Genomic DNA, 12,657 nt, shown 5'->3' on the forward strand with positions numbered 1-12,657 from the left:
AGCGATGACCACGGACCACGGACACGGGCACCGGCACGGAGCGCTCTGCGGGGTGATCCCGCCGTACGTGCACGAGCAGATGGCGGTGCACGGGGACGAGCAGACCCGCAGGAACGCCCTGGCCGCGCTGGCCGTGGACACCACGGTCCGGGCGGAACGGCTGATCGCGGACCTCACTGCACGGGCCGTCGCGGCGCAGGCGACCGCCCACAGGGAGCGGAAGGTCCACTCGGCCGGCAACACCGCGGAGCTCCCGGGGACGCTCGTGCGCTCAGAGGGAGCACCCGCCAGCGGGGACCCCGCCGTGGACGAGGCGTACGACGGCCTGGGCTCCACGTTCGACCTCCTGCAGGAGGTCTTCGGGCGCAACTCCCTCGACGACGCCGGCATGCCCCTGCTCGGCACGGTGCACTACCAGGAGAAGTACAACAACGCGGCGTGGGACGGCCGGCAGATGATCTTCGGGGACGGCGACGGTCAGTACTTCAACCGCTTCACCGCCGCCGTGGACGTCATCGGGCACGAGCTCGCGCACGGCATCACCACGCACGAGTCCGACCTGCTGTACATGTACCAGTCCGGGGCGCTCAACGAGCACTTCTCCGACGTCATCGGGGCCATGGTCAAGCAGTACGTGGCCGTTCCCCGCCAGACGGCGGCGGACGCCGACTGGATCATCGGTGCAGGCCTGTTCACGAGCGCCGTCAACGGGGTGGGCCTCCGCTCGATGAAGGCACCCGGCACCGCTTTCGACGACGACGTGCTCGGCAAGGACCCGCAGCCGGACCACATGTCCCGCTTCGTGCACACCCTGGACGACAACGGCGGGGTGCACATCAACTCCGGCATCCCGAACCGGGCGTTCTGCCTCGCGGCGACCGGACTGGGCGGCCACAGCTGGGACAGGGCCGGCCGGATCTGGTACGCCGCGATGCGTGATCCCCAGCTGCGGCGCCTGCGGTGGGTCGCGCAGTTCAAGGACTTCGCGGGCCTCACGATCGAGCACGCCGCCGCCCTGTTCGGACCCGCGGAACAGGCCGTGGTGGCGGACGCCTGGCAGCAGGTGGGGGTCGCGCCCGAGGCGGCCCGATCCGTGGGCGCCCTCGCGGACGAGTGGGTGCTCCAGTACAGCTGGGGCTGCACGGACTCCTCCGCGCGGGTGCATCTGAGCTTCCACGACAACGGCTCGTTCACCGGAGAGCTGTCCGGCCAGTGGCACCAGCAGGACGGCACCCTGCTCCTGTCCTTCGACGCCGGTGCGGCCCGGTACGCCGGCACGCTGGTGGGCGACGTCGCCACGGGCGCCATGACCACGTTCGACGGAGCGGACGGGTGCTGGCGCCTGACCCGGAAGGGCGCCACGGGTATAGTCGGGAACTGATTCCTCACCGGCCCCGCCGGTCCCCGCGCGGGCCCGGTCCGGGCCATCCGCGTCCGACGGAGGGACGGTGCCGTCCATGGCGAGAGTCAGCTACCGCCTCGAGGGAGGCCTCGCGTACTTCCCCGGCCTGGCCGTGGAGCGGAGCTTCGAGACCGAGTCCCTGCCCCGGGCGCAGCGGGACGCGCTCCTCGACCTCTTCGAGACCGTCCTGGCGCACCGGCTGGGATCGACTGCCCCGACGACCCGCCGGGGAGCGGCCGACCAGCAGTCCTACGTGATCGAGGTCCAGGAGAGCTCCGGCGTCCGGCGCCTCGTGGTGAGCGAGTTCGACCAGGACCCGGCGGCGCAGGAGCTCGTGGCGCGGCTGCGCGACTGCGCCGACCGGTGCGAGCCCGGCGGGGATCAGTGAGGCGGACCCGCAGCGCCACCCGCAGGACGGCACGGCCCGGATCGCCGGACCATCCGGAGGTCATCCGGGGTCATTCCCGCCACTGAAGATGCTCCTGGGGTGCGGCGTTAGCCCCCGCAAAGACATCGCCCCTTATCAGAGGGCTCTTGCGTGGCTACACTCGGCCGGACTTCACCGCCGCGCCCACCGCCAGGAGCCCCAGATGTCCCACCGATCGCGCGCTCGTTCCGTCACCCTGCTCGCGGCGGCCGCCCTGGTCGTGTCGGGGAGCCCGGCCCTCGCGGTCGGGCCTCCGCGGGTGCTGCAGCAGCCCGGTGCTCCTCCCGTGGTGCCTGCCGCCGAGCAGGTGGCGGCCACGGCCGAGACCTACCCGGAGGCGGACACGAACGTCTACACCGTCTCGGTCACCCGCAACGGAGCTCCCGAGGAGCGCGACAGCTTCGCCCCGGACGTGCAGGAGGTGGTCGACGCCGCGCTGGACGACCTGAAGTCCCTGGGCTCCTCTCCCGAGGCCCCGCTGCTCGTCCTCAACCCCTTCGGCACCAACACCACCGGCGTGCACGCCCAGTTCGAGACCGAGGGCAGCGGCACCCTGACGTACACCGTCAGCTCTCCCGGCACCGAGGACTTCACGCGCGTCGCCAAGGACCACGACCCGAGCGCCGCGTCGTTCGAGGGGCAGCTCATCGGGGTGGCCCCGGGCGCCGAGAACACCGTGACCACCACCTGGCAGCCCGACGACGGCGGACCCACGGAGTTCTCGTTCACCATGACCGCTCCACCGAGCGCCTCGGGCGACCGCACGACCCTCGACCGCACCGTGGAGGGCAACGCCGAGGAGCTCACCGAGGGCCTGTTCGCCGTCATGGGCCTGAAGCGCCACCTCGACTACACCCTGCTCTACGACAACGCGGGGGTGCTGCGCGCCGAGTTCGACCTCGACGGCTACCGCACGGACCGGCTGGAGTTCTACGGCGACACCATGGTGACCACCGTCGGCAGGAACGAGGTCGCCCGGATCGACGGCCTCGGCCGGGTCGTGGCCACCCACGTCCTGGCGGGCTTCGAGATGCACCACGACTTCGACGTCACCGACGACGGCAAGGTCGTGACCCTCGCGACGGAGACCGCCAAGGGCAGCGTGGAGGACGTCCTGGTGTCCCTGGACCTCGAGACCGGCACCTACGAGAAGACGGTCGACTTCACGGAACTGCTCGCCGGCTACAAGTCCCGCACCCAGCCCTACGGCCCGAACACGGTGGACGACTGGCTGCACCTGAACTCGGTCGACTGGTCCCCGGACGGCGACTCCGTGATCGTCAGCGCGCGCGAGAACTCCGCGATCCTGAAGGTCGACGATGTCCACGGGAACCCCGCGGTCGACTACATCATCGGTCAGCGGGAGGTCTGGGCCGGCACCGGGGCCGAGGACCTGCTCCTCGAGAAGGTGGGGGACTTCCCCGACACCGGCGGACAGCACTCGGTGGTGCGCCACGACGACGCGGCGCTGGCGGACGGCCAGTACTACCTCACGATGTTCGACAACTCGTTCTGGAGCATGGGCAGCCGTCCGGACTACACCGGTCCCGTGCCCGCGGGGACCTCCCCGGTGGCCACGGCGGACCCCTCCCTCCGCTCGGAGTACCGGAAGTACCTCGTCGACGAGAACGCGGGGACCTACACCGAGGTCGAGACCGTCCCCGTGCCCTACTCCGCGATCGTCAGCAACGTGCAGGACCTCGGCGGTCCGCTCGTGGTCAACAGCGGCCAGGCCCTGACGTTCGCCGAGCACGACGCCCAGCGCCAGGTCATCGCCCGCTTCGACTACGCCCTCGAGGGGCCGACCGAGGACGACTTCGCCTACCGGGTGCTGAAGTACGGGTTCGACGACTTCTGGTTCGCCGCGCCCTGAGCCGGCGCACTCGCGCCGGCGGACACGGGCGGCACCACCGGGGCCACCGCCCAGGAAACCTGCTTCAGCTCGTGTTCAGCAGGAGGTGGTTGGCTAAGTGGTGCGAGGGGGAATCCCCGGGACACAGGGAGAAGCTGACGGTCCCGGTCGAGGGTTGGAGAGCCGCGACCGGGACCCGTCCCGGAGGCCGGACCCCGTGCGCGTCCGAGGAGTTCGCGCGCGGGGCCCGGACCCTCGCCCGCAGGGTCGGGGCCCCGTAGAGTGCGAATCCTGGTACCGGAAGCAGGCCCTACGTCCCGGTGCGCAGTGCAGGACGTCCCGCTCGAAGCCCCACCCGACGACACCGGAGAACACCGTGCCCATCAGCGCCACCGACTACGCCCACGTCCGGCTCACGGTCACCGACATCGACCGCTCCCGCGCCTTCTACGACGCCGTCTTCGGCTTCCCGGTCGCCTTCGAGGCTCCCCCGGCGGACGCCGACCAGGAGACGAAGGACCAGCTGTCCTTCCTCTTCGGAGGCGTGATCTACCGGTTCGGCGGTGGACTCCTGGGCCTCCGGCCGGTGGCGCCGGACGGGGACCGGCACGACGAGGACCGGGTGGGCCTGGACCACCTGTGCTTCACCGTGGCGTCGCAGGCCGACCTCCGGGACGCCGTCGTCGTCCTGGACGACCTGGGGATCGCCCACGAGGGGATCAAGGACATCGGGGTGGGCCACATCCTGGAGTTCCGCGACCCGGACGACATCGCCCTGGAGCTCCTCGCCCCGGCCGGCGGCCCCGAGGACGCCTGAGCCGCGCGGCGCCTCACCCCTGCCCCATGGACTCCGCCCACTCGGCGACCCGTGCGCTGCTCTGCTCCTCGGAGAGGTCCTCGACCCGGGTCATGATCGACCAGCGGACGCCGAACGGGTCGCGGAGGCTGCCGTAGCGGTCGCCCGAGACGAACGTGCTGACGGGTTCGCGCACGGTGGCGCCGGCGGCGACGGCACGCGCCACCACGTCGTCGACGTCCGGGACGTAGAGGCCGAGCGAATAGCAGTCGTCGTCGCCCGCGGGCGGGGCCACGAGGTGGAAGTCGGGGTTCACCTCGCCCAGCTGGAGCCGTCCGTCGCCGAGATCGACGGTCGCGTGCACGACGACGGGAGCCCCGTCCGGCCCGGGCATGTCGGTGCGGTCGACGAGGGCGGCCCCGAAGGCGCGGGTGTAGAAGTCGAGCGCCGCGGCCGCGTCGACCACCGCGATGAACGGGGTCAGGGACGTGAACCCCCGGGGCGTCCCGTCGGTGGTGTGCGCTCCGGTGACCCCACGGAGGTTCTGCTCTGTGCTCATGCTCCGAGCCTAGGCATCCGGTGCCGGGCGGTCTTGAAGATTCCCGCCACCTCCGGGTGGTTACGCTCGTGCCATGAGCGAGCCGCCCACCACGCGGGGCCACCTCACCCCGGGACCGCACGCCACGGTCGTGCGCCTGCCCGCGCCCGACGACGTCGCCCACCTCGTCCGGCAGCTGTGGATCCCCGAGTGGGACCTGCCGGCGGGGGAGCGGGCCGAGCAGCTGGTGCTGGGCTATCCGGCGAGCAACGTGGTGGTCGAACCGGACGGGGTGGCGCTGCACGGGCCCACGAGCCGTGCGTCCACCCGGGTGCTCACGGGCCGGGGCTGGGCGGTCGGCGCGCTGCTGCGCCCGGCGGGGGTCCTGCTGTTCACGGAGCACCCGGCGGACCTGCTCGACGGGTCCGCGCCCGTCAGTGCGCCCGGGCTGCGCTCCGCCGTCGCGGAGGCCATGGCGGTGGCCGATGCGGCCGGGCGGTGGGCACGTCCGGCGGATCCGCCCGGCGGAACGGAGTCCGTCAGCGCGCCCGGGCTGCGCTCTGCCGCCGCGGGGGCTGTGGCGGGTGCCGATCCGGCCGGCCGGCATCTGCGGGCGGCGGCCCTGCTCGCGGACCACGTCCGGGCGCTGGCGGCGGCGGTGCCCCCGTCCGCGGCGCGGGACGGTGCCCTGGCCAATCGCATGGTCGACCTCCTCGAGGCGGGGACCGTCGCGCGGAGCCCGGCGGGCCTGGCCCGGCAGCTGCACGTCTCCGAGCGCTCGCTGCAACGGCTCGCGGCCCGGTTCGTGGGGATGCCGCCCCAGCTGCTGCTCCGTCGTCGTCGGCTCCAGGAGGCGGCCGAGCGGATGCGCGCGGACCCGGCCGCGGACCTCGGGGCGCTCGCCGCGGAGCTGGGCTTCGCGGACCAGTCCCACCTCACCCGGGAGTTCCGGTCGGTGCTGGGCGCCACTCCGCGCGGCTACGGGCGCGCCCGGTCCGGCCGGGAGGGCGGATGAGGAATCCCGGGACCCGGGGCGTGGGTCAGGCGACCGTGCCGGGCCGGCCGTTCTTCGCCACCACGCGCTCGCCGGCGCGCTGCCAGGCCCGTCATGCCGCCGCGGAGGCTGGCCACCTCGTAGCCGGCCGTGGCCAGCCGGCGGGCGGCGTTCGCCGAGCGGGCGCCGGATCGGCAGACCGTCACGACCGGCCGGTCCTTGGACAGCTCGCGCTGCCGGGTGCCGATGGCGTCCAGGGGGATGTGCCGGGCGGCCGGGGCGTGACCCGCGCGGTACTCCTGGGCGGTGCGGACGTCGACGAGCACGGCCCCGCCGTCCAGGAGCTCCCGGGCGCGTGCCACGTCCACGGTCTCGTAGGTGCTGCCGAAGAGTCGGCCGAGAAGGCCCATGGCTCAGTTCTCCTTCGCGATGATCGAGAGGTTCGTGCCGCACCGGGCGGGACACGTGGGCCTACTATACCCCAGGGGGTATAGCATCCTCCAGCTGTGAGGAACGAGACAGCCGGAGCGCAAATAACTCCGGGGGATCTCCCGTTGACACGGAAAGAACCAGTTCCCTGATGAAAGGCCTCCCCGTGCCGCACTCCACCCTGTCCACCCCCGTCACCCTCGGCTCCCTCGAGCTGCCGAACCGCCTGGTCATGGCGCCGCTCACCCGGATGCGCTCCGGCCGGGACGGTGTTCCCGGCGAGCTCAACGTGGAGCACTACACCCAGCGCGCCTCGATGGGCCTCATCGTCACCGAGGGAACGTACCCCGACGTGGTGGGGCAGGGCTTCGCCTACCAGCCCGGCATCGAGACGCCCGAGCAGGTCGAGGGCTGGCGCCGGGTGGCCGAGAGCGTGCACGCCGCCGACGGCCGCCTGTTCATGCAGGTCATGCACGCCGGGCGCGTCACGCACCCGGACATCAACGGCGGCTCCCAGCCGGTGGCCCCGAGTGCTCTCGCGATCGAGGGGAAGACGCACACCTACCAGGGCAAGGCCGACTACCCCGTGCCGCACGCGCTGACCGCCGAGGAGCTGCCGGGCGTGGTGGAGTCCTTCGTCCGGGCCTCGCGCAACGCGATCGAGGCGGGCCTGGACGGTGTGGAGATCCACGGCGCGAACGGCTACCTGCTGCACGAGTTCCTCGCGCCGGGCGCCAACCAGCGCACCGACGAGTACGGCGGTTCCCCCGAGAACCGCGCCCGCTTCGTGGTCGAGCTGGTCCGGGCCGTGGCCGAGGCCGTCGGTGCGGAGCGTGTCGGTCTGCGGATCTCGCCCGAGCACAACATCCAGGACGCCTGGGAGACGGACCACGAGGACGTCCGGGCCACGTACGCCGCTCTCGTCGACGGCATCGGGGACCTCGGCCTCGCCTACCTCTCCGTGCTGCACAAGGAGCCGGCGGGGGAGTTCGTCCAGGGGCTGCGCACCCGCTTCGGCGGCGCCTTCCTGGCCAACAGCGGCTTCAGTGACGTGCCGACCACCCGTGAGGAGAGCGTGCAGCTGATCGAGGAGGGCGTGGCGGACGGCGTCGTCGTCGGGCGCCCGGCGATCGCGAACCCGGACCTGGCACGGCGCTGGGCGGAGGGTCTGCGGGAGAACGTGCCGGACCCGCGGACCTTCTACACGCAGAGCGCCGAGGGCTACACGGACTACCCGTTCGCGCAGGCCTGAGCCACTCCCCGCGTCCCGCCCGGTCCTGCCGGGAGGGACGCGGGGACCCTCGCAGGTGGTCCGGGTCACGTCTTAGCGTGTCGGATCCGGCTGGGACCATGAACCATGGCCGCCACCGCCGTTCCGCCGCGAAGCCTGGAGGACGCCCTCCGGGAGGAGACGGACCTGGCCGAGATCGGCGAGGAGTTCTCCGCCGGCGTGCGGGCGCTGGTCGAGGAGTCCCGCGCGGAGGCCCGGGCCGCGGGGCGCCAGTACCGGCTGCTCCACCGGCTCTGGCAGCTGCAGGAGGAGGCCCGGGAGCAGCGCTGGATGGTGGAGGCGCTCTGGATGCGCCCCGAGGCGGACCGGCTGGGCCCGCACTCCCTCGAGCCCGCTGAGCAGACGGTGCGGGACGTGGCCGATGAGATCGGTCCGGCCCTCCGGCTCCCCGCGGGCACCGCGCTGCGCCGTGTCGAGGACGCCGTGCTGCTCGCGGAGTCCCTGCCCGGGGTCCTCGAGGCGCTCGAGCAGGGCCAGGTGGGCTTCCGGCAGGCGGGAGTGCTCGTCGAGCTGTGGCGCGAGCTGGTGTGGGACGCCGCCGGTCTCCCGCCGGAGCAGCGGGCGCCGGTCCAGGCCGTCCAGCGGATCGTCGACGAGCTGCTCCTCCGGGCCCCCGGCAGCACCGTGGCCCAGCTGCGCGCCCTCGCCCGCCGACGCCGCGCAGGTCTGCTGCGGGAGACCCAGGAGCAGCGGCACCGGCTGGCGCTGCAGGACCGGCGCGTGTGGGTCGAACCCCGGGAGGACGGCATGGCGCAGCTGTGCGCCCTCCTGGACGCGGCCACCGCGCACGCCATCCAGGACCGCCTCGACACGCTGGTCGACCGGGCGGTCCCCGCGGTCCCGCCCGAGGTCCTCCCCGCGCAGGTCCTGACCACGGCATCGCCCGCGTCGTCCGCCGCGGACTCCCCGGACAGCGGTCCGTCGGATCCCACCGCCGGGGCTCCGGAGCGCCGCACGGTGCCCCAGCTGCGCGCCGACGTGCTGGCGGACCTCCTGCTCGACGGCGAGCCCGCCGACATGCCCGACCGTCTTCGCGGCATCCGCGGGCACGTCACGGTCACCGTGCCCGCTCTCGCGCTCCTCGAGAACGCAGGGACGCTGCCCCCCGGCTCCATCGAGGGCCTGCCGCGCACTTCCCGTTGTGCGGAGCTGGAGGGCTACGGGCCCATCCCGGTCGGTCTCGCGGAGCGGATCGCGGCGCGCGCGCCCTCCTGGTCACGGATCCTCACCCATCCCGTCACGGGGACCGTCCTGGACCGGGACCGCAGCACCTATGCCGTGCCCGCCGATCTCAAGCACCGGCTGCGAGCCAGGGACGGCACGTGCCGCTTCCCGGGCTGTCGACGCCGGGCATCGCGGTGCGACCTCGACCACACCGTCGCCTGGGCGGACGGCGGCCGGACCTCGGCGGACAACCTCGCACACCTGTGCCGGCACCACCACCTGCTCAAGCACCGGGACGGTCCGCTGGGCCGGTGGCGGGTGGAGCACGTGGCACCCGAGCGCCTCGTCCCCGAGCTGCACGACCACGGGGTGCTGGAGTGGACCTCGCCTGCCGGACAGATCCACCGGACCTATCCGCAGGAGCACCACCATCCGGTCCCGGAGCGCGCACCGTACTTCCTCGCAGTCCCCGCTCCGCGCCCGGATGCAGTTCACGCGCCGCACGGTGTCCCGCGCTCCGCTTCTCGGCCTGGTCCGGCCGACGACCCGCCGCCGTTCTGACATCCTGGACCCCGGACCCTAGACCCCGGTGAGACGGAGGAGCTGCCCGTGACCACCCCGTCGCCCACCGAGGTGCGCTCGGTGTTGCTCGACCTGGTCCGCCGCCGCGGGTCCGCGAAGACGGTGTGTCCCTCCGAGGCCGCCCGCGCTCTGGACGCCGAGGGCTGGCGGGACCTGATGGAGGATGTGCGTCAGGAGGCGTACCGGATGGCCGACGCCGGGCTCGTCGACATCACCCAGCAGGGCCGCGTGGTCGACGGCCGGACAGCCCGCGGGCCGATCCGCGTCCGACTCCGCTGAGCAGGGCACGCGCCCCCGGGTAGCGTGGGGGTCATGACGTCCCCACCCATCAGCGCCCTCCTCGGGTCCGCCGCCCGGGCGCCGTTCGTCCTGCTCAAGCAGTTCCGGCCCCAGCGGCCCATCCACTCGGAGGGCGTCGGGCTCGAAGGCGTCCTGGTCCGCACGGGGGGCGGCACCAGTGGCATCCACTGGATCGACGAAGCCGGAGAGGATCCCGTGCGGGCCCGTTTCTCCCGCTCGATCGGCTTCCCGCAGGGGTGGCCGGACATCCTGGGCCTCGCCCTGCGCTGCCCCGTCCCGCCCTCCGGGCAGATGGAGGGCCGCAGCGACGGCCGGGCCGACATCCTCCTCGCGACCGCCGGCGGGGGGCGGTTCTCCCGCTTCGTCCCGACCTTCCACCGGCACGTGCCGGACAGCGCGTTCGCCTCCTTCATGCCCTACCGGGGTCTCGGCGGCCCGGTGCTGGTCGCCGCCCACCCCGAGCCGCGCACGGAGCGCCTGCCGGCCCGCCCCGACCTCTTCCGGGCGTCGGTCGCCGCCGAGCCCTGGGTCCTCGGTCTGTACTGGGCCACACCGCTCGGGCCGTGGCAGCGCTTCGGGACGGTCGAGCTCGGTCCAGGCGCGCCGTTCGGGGACGACGAACGGTTCGACCCCCTGCTCAACGTCCCCACGGGCGCCGAGAACTACGGGTGGACCTACCGGCTGCGAGAGCCGTCCTACACCCTGGCCCGCACCCCGCGAGGGCCGCTGGGCCGGGCGTAGAATCGGCCCATGGCACTGAGACTGAGCCCGGCGCCCACCACCGCGACTGTCCGGCGTCACGCCCTGGTGGAGTCGCCCATCGGCCCGCTGGCTCTCGTCGAGGAGGCGGGGGCGCTCGTGGCGCTCTCCGTCGAGGGCGCACGCCAGGGGCCGGTCCCCACCTCCTTCGGGGCGCGCGACGACAGCCTCCTCCCACACGTCCGCGAGCAGCTCGGCGAGTACTTCGCGGGACGGCTGCAGGAGTTCGACGCCGACGTCGTCCTCCACGGGACACCGTTCCAGGTTCGTGTGTGGAACGCCCTCGCGCAGATCCCGTACGGCACGACCGGCACCTACGGGCAGGTGGCCCGCGCCGTCGGGGCGCCCCGGGCCGCCCAGGCGGTCGGGTCGGCCAACGGCCGCAACCCCGTCAGCCTGCTGGTCCCGTGCCATCGGATCATCGGCGCCGGCGGGCGGCTGACCGGCTACGCCGGCGGCATGGAACGCAAGGAGTACCTGCTGCGCCTCGAGGGCGCGCTGCTCTGAACCCGCACCCCTGACGCGCCACCAGGAGGACCCATGACCCGCCTCGACGACCTCGCCACCGCCAATCTCACGAAGGCACGTGCCTCCGGCGCCGGGCGCAGCGCGGAGCTCGTGGTCCACGACGGCGTGTTGCGGCAGACGATGATGGCGCTGTGCGCCGGCAAGGAGCTCGCCGAGCACGTCTCCCCGCCCGCCGCCACCCTCCAGCTGCTGCGCGGCCGGGTCCGGGTGCTCAAGCGCGGCCAGCTCGCCGAGGAGCTCACGGCCGGGGAGCTGCTGTCCCTCACCGACTCCCGCCACTCGGTGGAGGCGCTGGAGGACTCGGTCTTCCTGCTGACCACCGTCTCCCGGCCGTCGGACGGCTACGACCCCCGAGTGGCGTGACCCGAGGGCTCCGGCTCAGAACGCGTAGCGGACGTCGCAGTACGGCAGCTTCTCGTGGAGCAGGTCCAGGAACTGCTCCAGGTACCGCTGCTTGTCCCGGAAGCGGTACCGCACGTTGAGGGCCCCGTTCTGGGAGCGCTTGGTCTCTTGGAGGTCCGGGCGCCACAGCACCTCCTCGGCCTTGGGGTGCCACTGCGTGTTGACCTCGTGGAGCTGGGCGTTGTGGGTCAGGAAGATGACCTCCGAGGCCAGCTGGTCCTTGGCCGCCGCGCTCAGGCCGTCGTCGAGCTGCTCGAAGAGCTCGGCCCAGTCCTCCAGCCACGTGTCCGTGACGATCACCGGCGAGAAGTTCACGTGCACCTCGTAGCCAGCCGCCACGAAGTCGTCGATGGCGGCGATCCGCTCCGGCACCGGCGTGGTCCGGATGTCCGTGAGCTTGGCCAGGTGCGCCGGCATCAGGGAGAACCGTACCCGGGTCCGCCCCTGCGGGTCCCAGTCCAGCAGCTCCCGGTTGACGTACTTCGTGGCGAAGGACGCCTTGGCGGTGGGGTGGCGGCGGAACAGGTCCACGAGGTCCTGCACGTTGTCGCTGAGCAGGGCGTCCACCGAGCAGTCGCTGTTCTCCCCGAGGTCGTAGACCCACGCGTCCGGGTCGCACTGGTTGGGCTCCGGCTTGGGGCCCTGCCGGCCGATGTGCCGGTCCAGGTAGCCGGTGATCTGCTCGATGTTGGCGAAGACCGTCACCGGGTTGCTGTAGCCCTTCCGGCGCGGGACGTAGCAGTAGGCGCACGCCATGGCGCACCCGTTGGCCGTGGACGGCGCGATGAAGTCCGCCGACCGGCCGTTGGGCCGCGCCGCCAGGGACTTCTTGACCCCCAGCACCAGGGCCTCGCGCTTGATCCGGACCCACCGCCGCGCGTTGGTCTCGTCCCCGTGCAGCTCCGGGATCTGCCAGTGGCTCGGGACCTCCACCAGGGTGGCGTCCGGCCAGCGTTCGAGGACCTGCCGCCCCCGGGGCAGCTCGGCGGCGGCCGGCTCGTAGTAGATGCGGGTGATGTCGATCATGGACGGTTCCGGGGGCATGCGGACGAGTCTAGGAACCGCCACCGACAGCGGGCTCGCGGAGTCCTCCCCGGGAATGGACAGTGGACTTCACACCTGGTGGCCGACAGGATGGCACCAGGGTGCGACCGCAACGACCACTCCGGCAGCAGCGACCACGAGGGAGTTCC

14 protein-coding genes are annotated in these 12,657 nt (G+C 72.9%); 11 read left to right on the forward strand and 3 right to left on the reverse strand.

Annotated features, from left to right (window positions below):
* The first annotated feature begins 4 nt into the window (after positions 1 to 4).
* From AC6CH6_RS09320 to AC6CH6_RS09335, 4 genes are all read left to right on the forward strand, one after another.
* Entirely contained in the window at positions 5 to 1,381 is a 1,377-nt protein-coding gene (locus tag AC6CH6_RS09320) for a M4 family metallopeptidase (RefSeq protein ID WP_498254915.1), read from the forward strand.
* A 76-nt stretch (positions 1,382 to 1,457) separates the two neighbouring features.
* A complete protein-coding gene (locus tag AC6CH6_RS09325; RefSeq protein ID WP_498254916.1) occupies positions 1,458 to 1,790 on the forward strand; it encodes a protealysin inhibitor emfourin in 333 nt (110 codons plus the stop codon).
* Between the two features lie 202 nt (positions 1,791 to 1,992).
* Positions 1,993 to 3,702, forward strand: coding sequence for an aryl-sulfate sulfotransferase (locus AC6CH6_RS09330; protein ID WP_498254917.1), 1,710 nt, complete (start codon positions 1,993 to 1,995; stop codon positions 3,700 to 3,702).
* 355 nt (positions 3,703 to 4,057) lie between these two features.
* Positions 4,058 to 4,498, forward strand: a complete 441-nt coding sequence (locus AC6CH6_RS09335; protein ID WP_498254918.1) for a VOC family protein — start codon at positions 4,058 to 4,060, stop codon at positions 4,496 to 4,498.
* Positions 4,499 to 4,511: 13 nt separating this feature from the next.
* On the opposite strand, the gene AC6CH6_RS09340 is transcribed toward AC6CH6_RS09335, so the two are convergent.
* Positions 4,512 to 5,036 (reverse strand): VOC family protein, encoded by a 525-nt coding sequence (locus AC6CH6_RS09340; RefSeq protein WP_498254919.1) that lies wholly within the window; start codon positions 5,034 to 5,036, stop codon positions 4,512 to 4,514.
* A 73-nt stretch (positions 5,037 to 5,109) separates the two neighbouring features.
* On the opposite strand from AC6CH6_RS09340, the gene AC6CH6_RS09345 reads away from it, so the two are divergent.
* Positions 5,110 to 6,030: a helix-turn-helix domain-containing protein gene (locus tag AC6CH6_RS09345; protein WP_498254920.1), complete on the forward strand. Its 921-nt coding sequence runs from the start codon at positions 5,110 to 5,112 to the stop codon at positions 6,028 to 6,030.
* Here AC6CH6_RS09345 and AC6CH6_RS09350 read toward each other — a convergent pair.
* Entirely contained in the window at positions 5,994 to 6,419 is a 426-nt protein-coding gene (locus tag AC6CH6_RS09350; RefSeq protein WP_498254921.1) for a rhodanese-like domain-containing protein, read from the reverse strand. The two genes, AC6CH6_RS09345 and AC6CH6_RS09350, sit on opposite strands and share 37 nt — an antisense overlap.
* Positions 6,420 to 6,589: 170 nt before the next feature.
* Here AC6CH6_RS09350 and AC6CH6_RS09355 point away from each other — a divergent pair, with 170 nt between their 5' ends.
* From AC6CH6_RS09355 to AC6CH6_RS09380, 6 genes are all read left to right on the forward strand, one after another.
* Positions 6,590 to 7,690, forward strand: a complete 1,101-nt coding sequence (locus tag AC6CH6_RS09355) for an alkene reductase (RefSeq protein WP_498254922.1) — start codon at positions 6,590 to 6,592, stop codon at positions 7,688 to 7,690.
* A gap of 105 nt (positions 7,691 to 7,795) precedes the next feature.
* The gene (locus AC6CH6_RS09360; protein WP_498254923.1) at positions 7,796 to 9,454 is read left to right on the forward strand and encodes an HNH endonuclease signature motif containing protein; all 1,659 of its coding nucleotides are present in this window, start codon (positions 7,796 to 7,798) and stop codon (positions 9,452 to 9,454) included.
* 48 nt (positions 9,455 to 9,502) lie between these two features.
* The gene (locus AC6CH6_RS09365; RefSeq protein WP_498254924.1) at positions 9,503 to 9,754 is read left to right on the forward strand and encodes a DUF3253 domain-containing protein; all 252 of its coding nucleotides are present in this window, start codon (positions 9,503 to 9,505) and stop codon (positions 9,752 to 9,754) included.
* Positions 9,755 to 9,787: 33 nt separating this feature from the next.
* A complete protein-coding gene (locus tag AC6CH6_RS09370) occupies positions 9,788 to 10,516 on the forward strand; it encodes a hypothetical protein (RefSeq protein ID WP_498254925.1) in 729 nt (242 codons plus the stop codon).
* Between the two features lie 9 nt (positions 10,517 to 10,525).
* On the forward strand, positions 10,526 to 11,041 hold the full coding sequence (locus AC6CH6_RS09375; protein WP_498254926.1) for a methylated-DNA--[protein]-cysteine S-methyltransferase: 516 nt from the start codon (positions 10,526 to 10,528) through the stop codon (positions 11,039 to 11,041).
* A gap of 33 nt (positions 11,042 to 11,074) precedes the next feature.
* The gene (locus AC6CH6_RS09380) at positions 11,075 to 11,425 is read left to right on the forward strand and encodes a cupin domain-containing protein (RefSeq protein WP_017831774.1); all 351 of its coding nucleotides are present in this window, start codon (positions 11,075 to 11,077) and stop codon (positions 11,423 to 11,425) included.
* A gap of 15 nt (positions 11,426 to 11,440) precedes the next feature.
* Here AC6CH6_RS09380 and AC6CH6_RS09385 read toward each other — a convergent pair whose 3' ends face one another.
* Complete coding sequence (locus AC6CH6_RS09385; protein ID WP_498254927.1) at positions 11,441 to 12,490, reverse strand: spore photoproduct lyase family protein; 1,050 nt, start codon at positions 12,488 to 12,490, stop codon at positions 11,441 to 11,443.
* Positions 12,491 to 12,657: the final 167 nt, after the last annotated feature.

Source organism: Kocuria sp. GQ42 (assembly GCF_059758435.1).

Coding starts and splice junctions, on each gene's coding strand:
- AC6CH6_RS09320 (WP_498254915.1), top strand. CDS start 5: ATGACCACGGACCACGGACACGGGCACCGGCACGGAGCGCTCTGCGGG.
- AC6CH6_RS09325 (WP_498254916.1), top strand. CDS start 1,458: ATGGCGAGAGTCAGCTACCGCCTCGAGGGAGGCCTCGCGTACTTCCCC.
- AC6CH6_RS09330 (WP_498254917.1), top strand. CDS start 1,993: ATGTCCCACCGATCGCGCGCTCGTTCCGTCACCCTGCTCGCGGCGGCC.
- AC6CH6_RS09340 (WP_498254919.1), bottom strand. CDS start 5,036: ATGAGCACAGAGCAGAACCTCCGTGGGGTCACCGGAGCGCACACCACC.
- AC6CH6_RS09345 (WP_498254920.1), top strand. CDS start 5,110: ATGAGCGAGCCGCCCACCACGCGGGGCCACCTCACCCCGGGACCGCAC.
- AC6CH6_RS09350 (WP_498254921.1), bottom strand. CDS start 6,419: ATGGGCCTTCTCGGCCGACTCTTCGGCAGCACCTACGAGACCGTGGAC.
- AC6CH6_RS09355 (WP_498254922.1), top strand. CDS start 6,590: ATGAAAGGCCTCCCCGTGCCGCACTCCACCCTGTCCACCCCCGTCACC.
- AC6CH6_RS09360 (WP_498254923.1), top strand. CDS start 7,796: ATGGCCGCCACCGCCGTTCCGCCGCGAAGCCTGGAGGACGCCCTCCGG.
- AC6CH6_RS09370 (WP_498254925.1), top strand. CDS start 9,788: ATGACGTCCCCACCCATCAGCGCCCTCCTCGGGTCCGCCGCCCGGGCG.
- AC6CH6_RS09375 (WP_498254926.1), top strand. CDS start 10,526: ATGGCACTGAGACTGAGCCCGGCGCCCACCACCGCGACTGTCCGGCGT.
- AC6CH6_RS09380 (WP_017831774.1), top strand. CDS start 11,075: ATGACCCGCCTCGACGACCTCGCCACCGCCAATCTCACGAAGGCACGT.
- AC6CH6_RS09385 (WP_498254927.1), bottom strand. CDS start 12,490: ATGATCGACATCACCCGCATCTACTACGAGCCGGCCGCCGCCGAGCTG.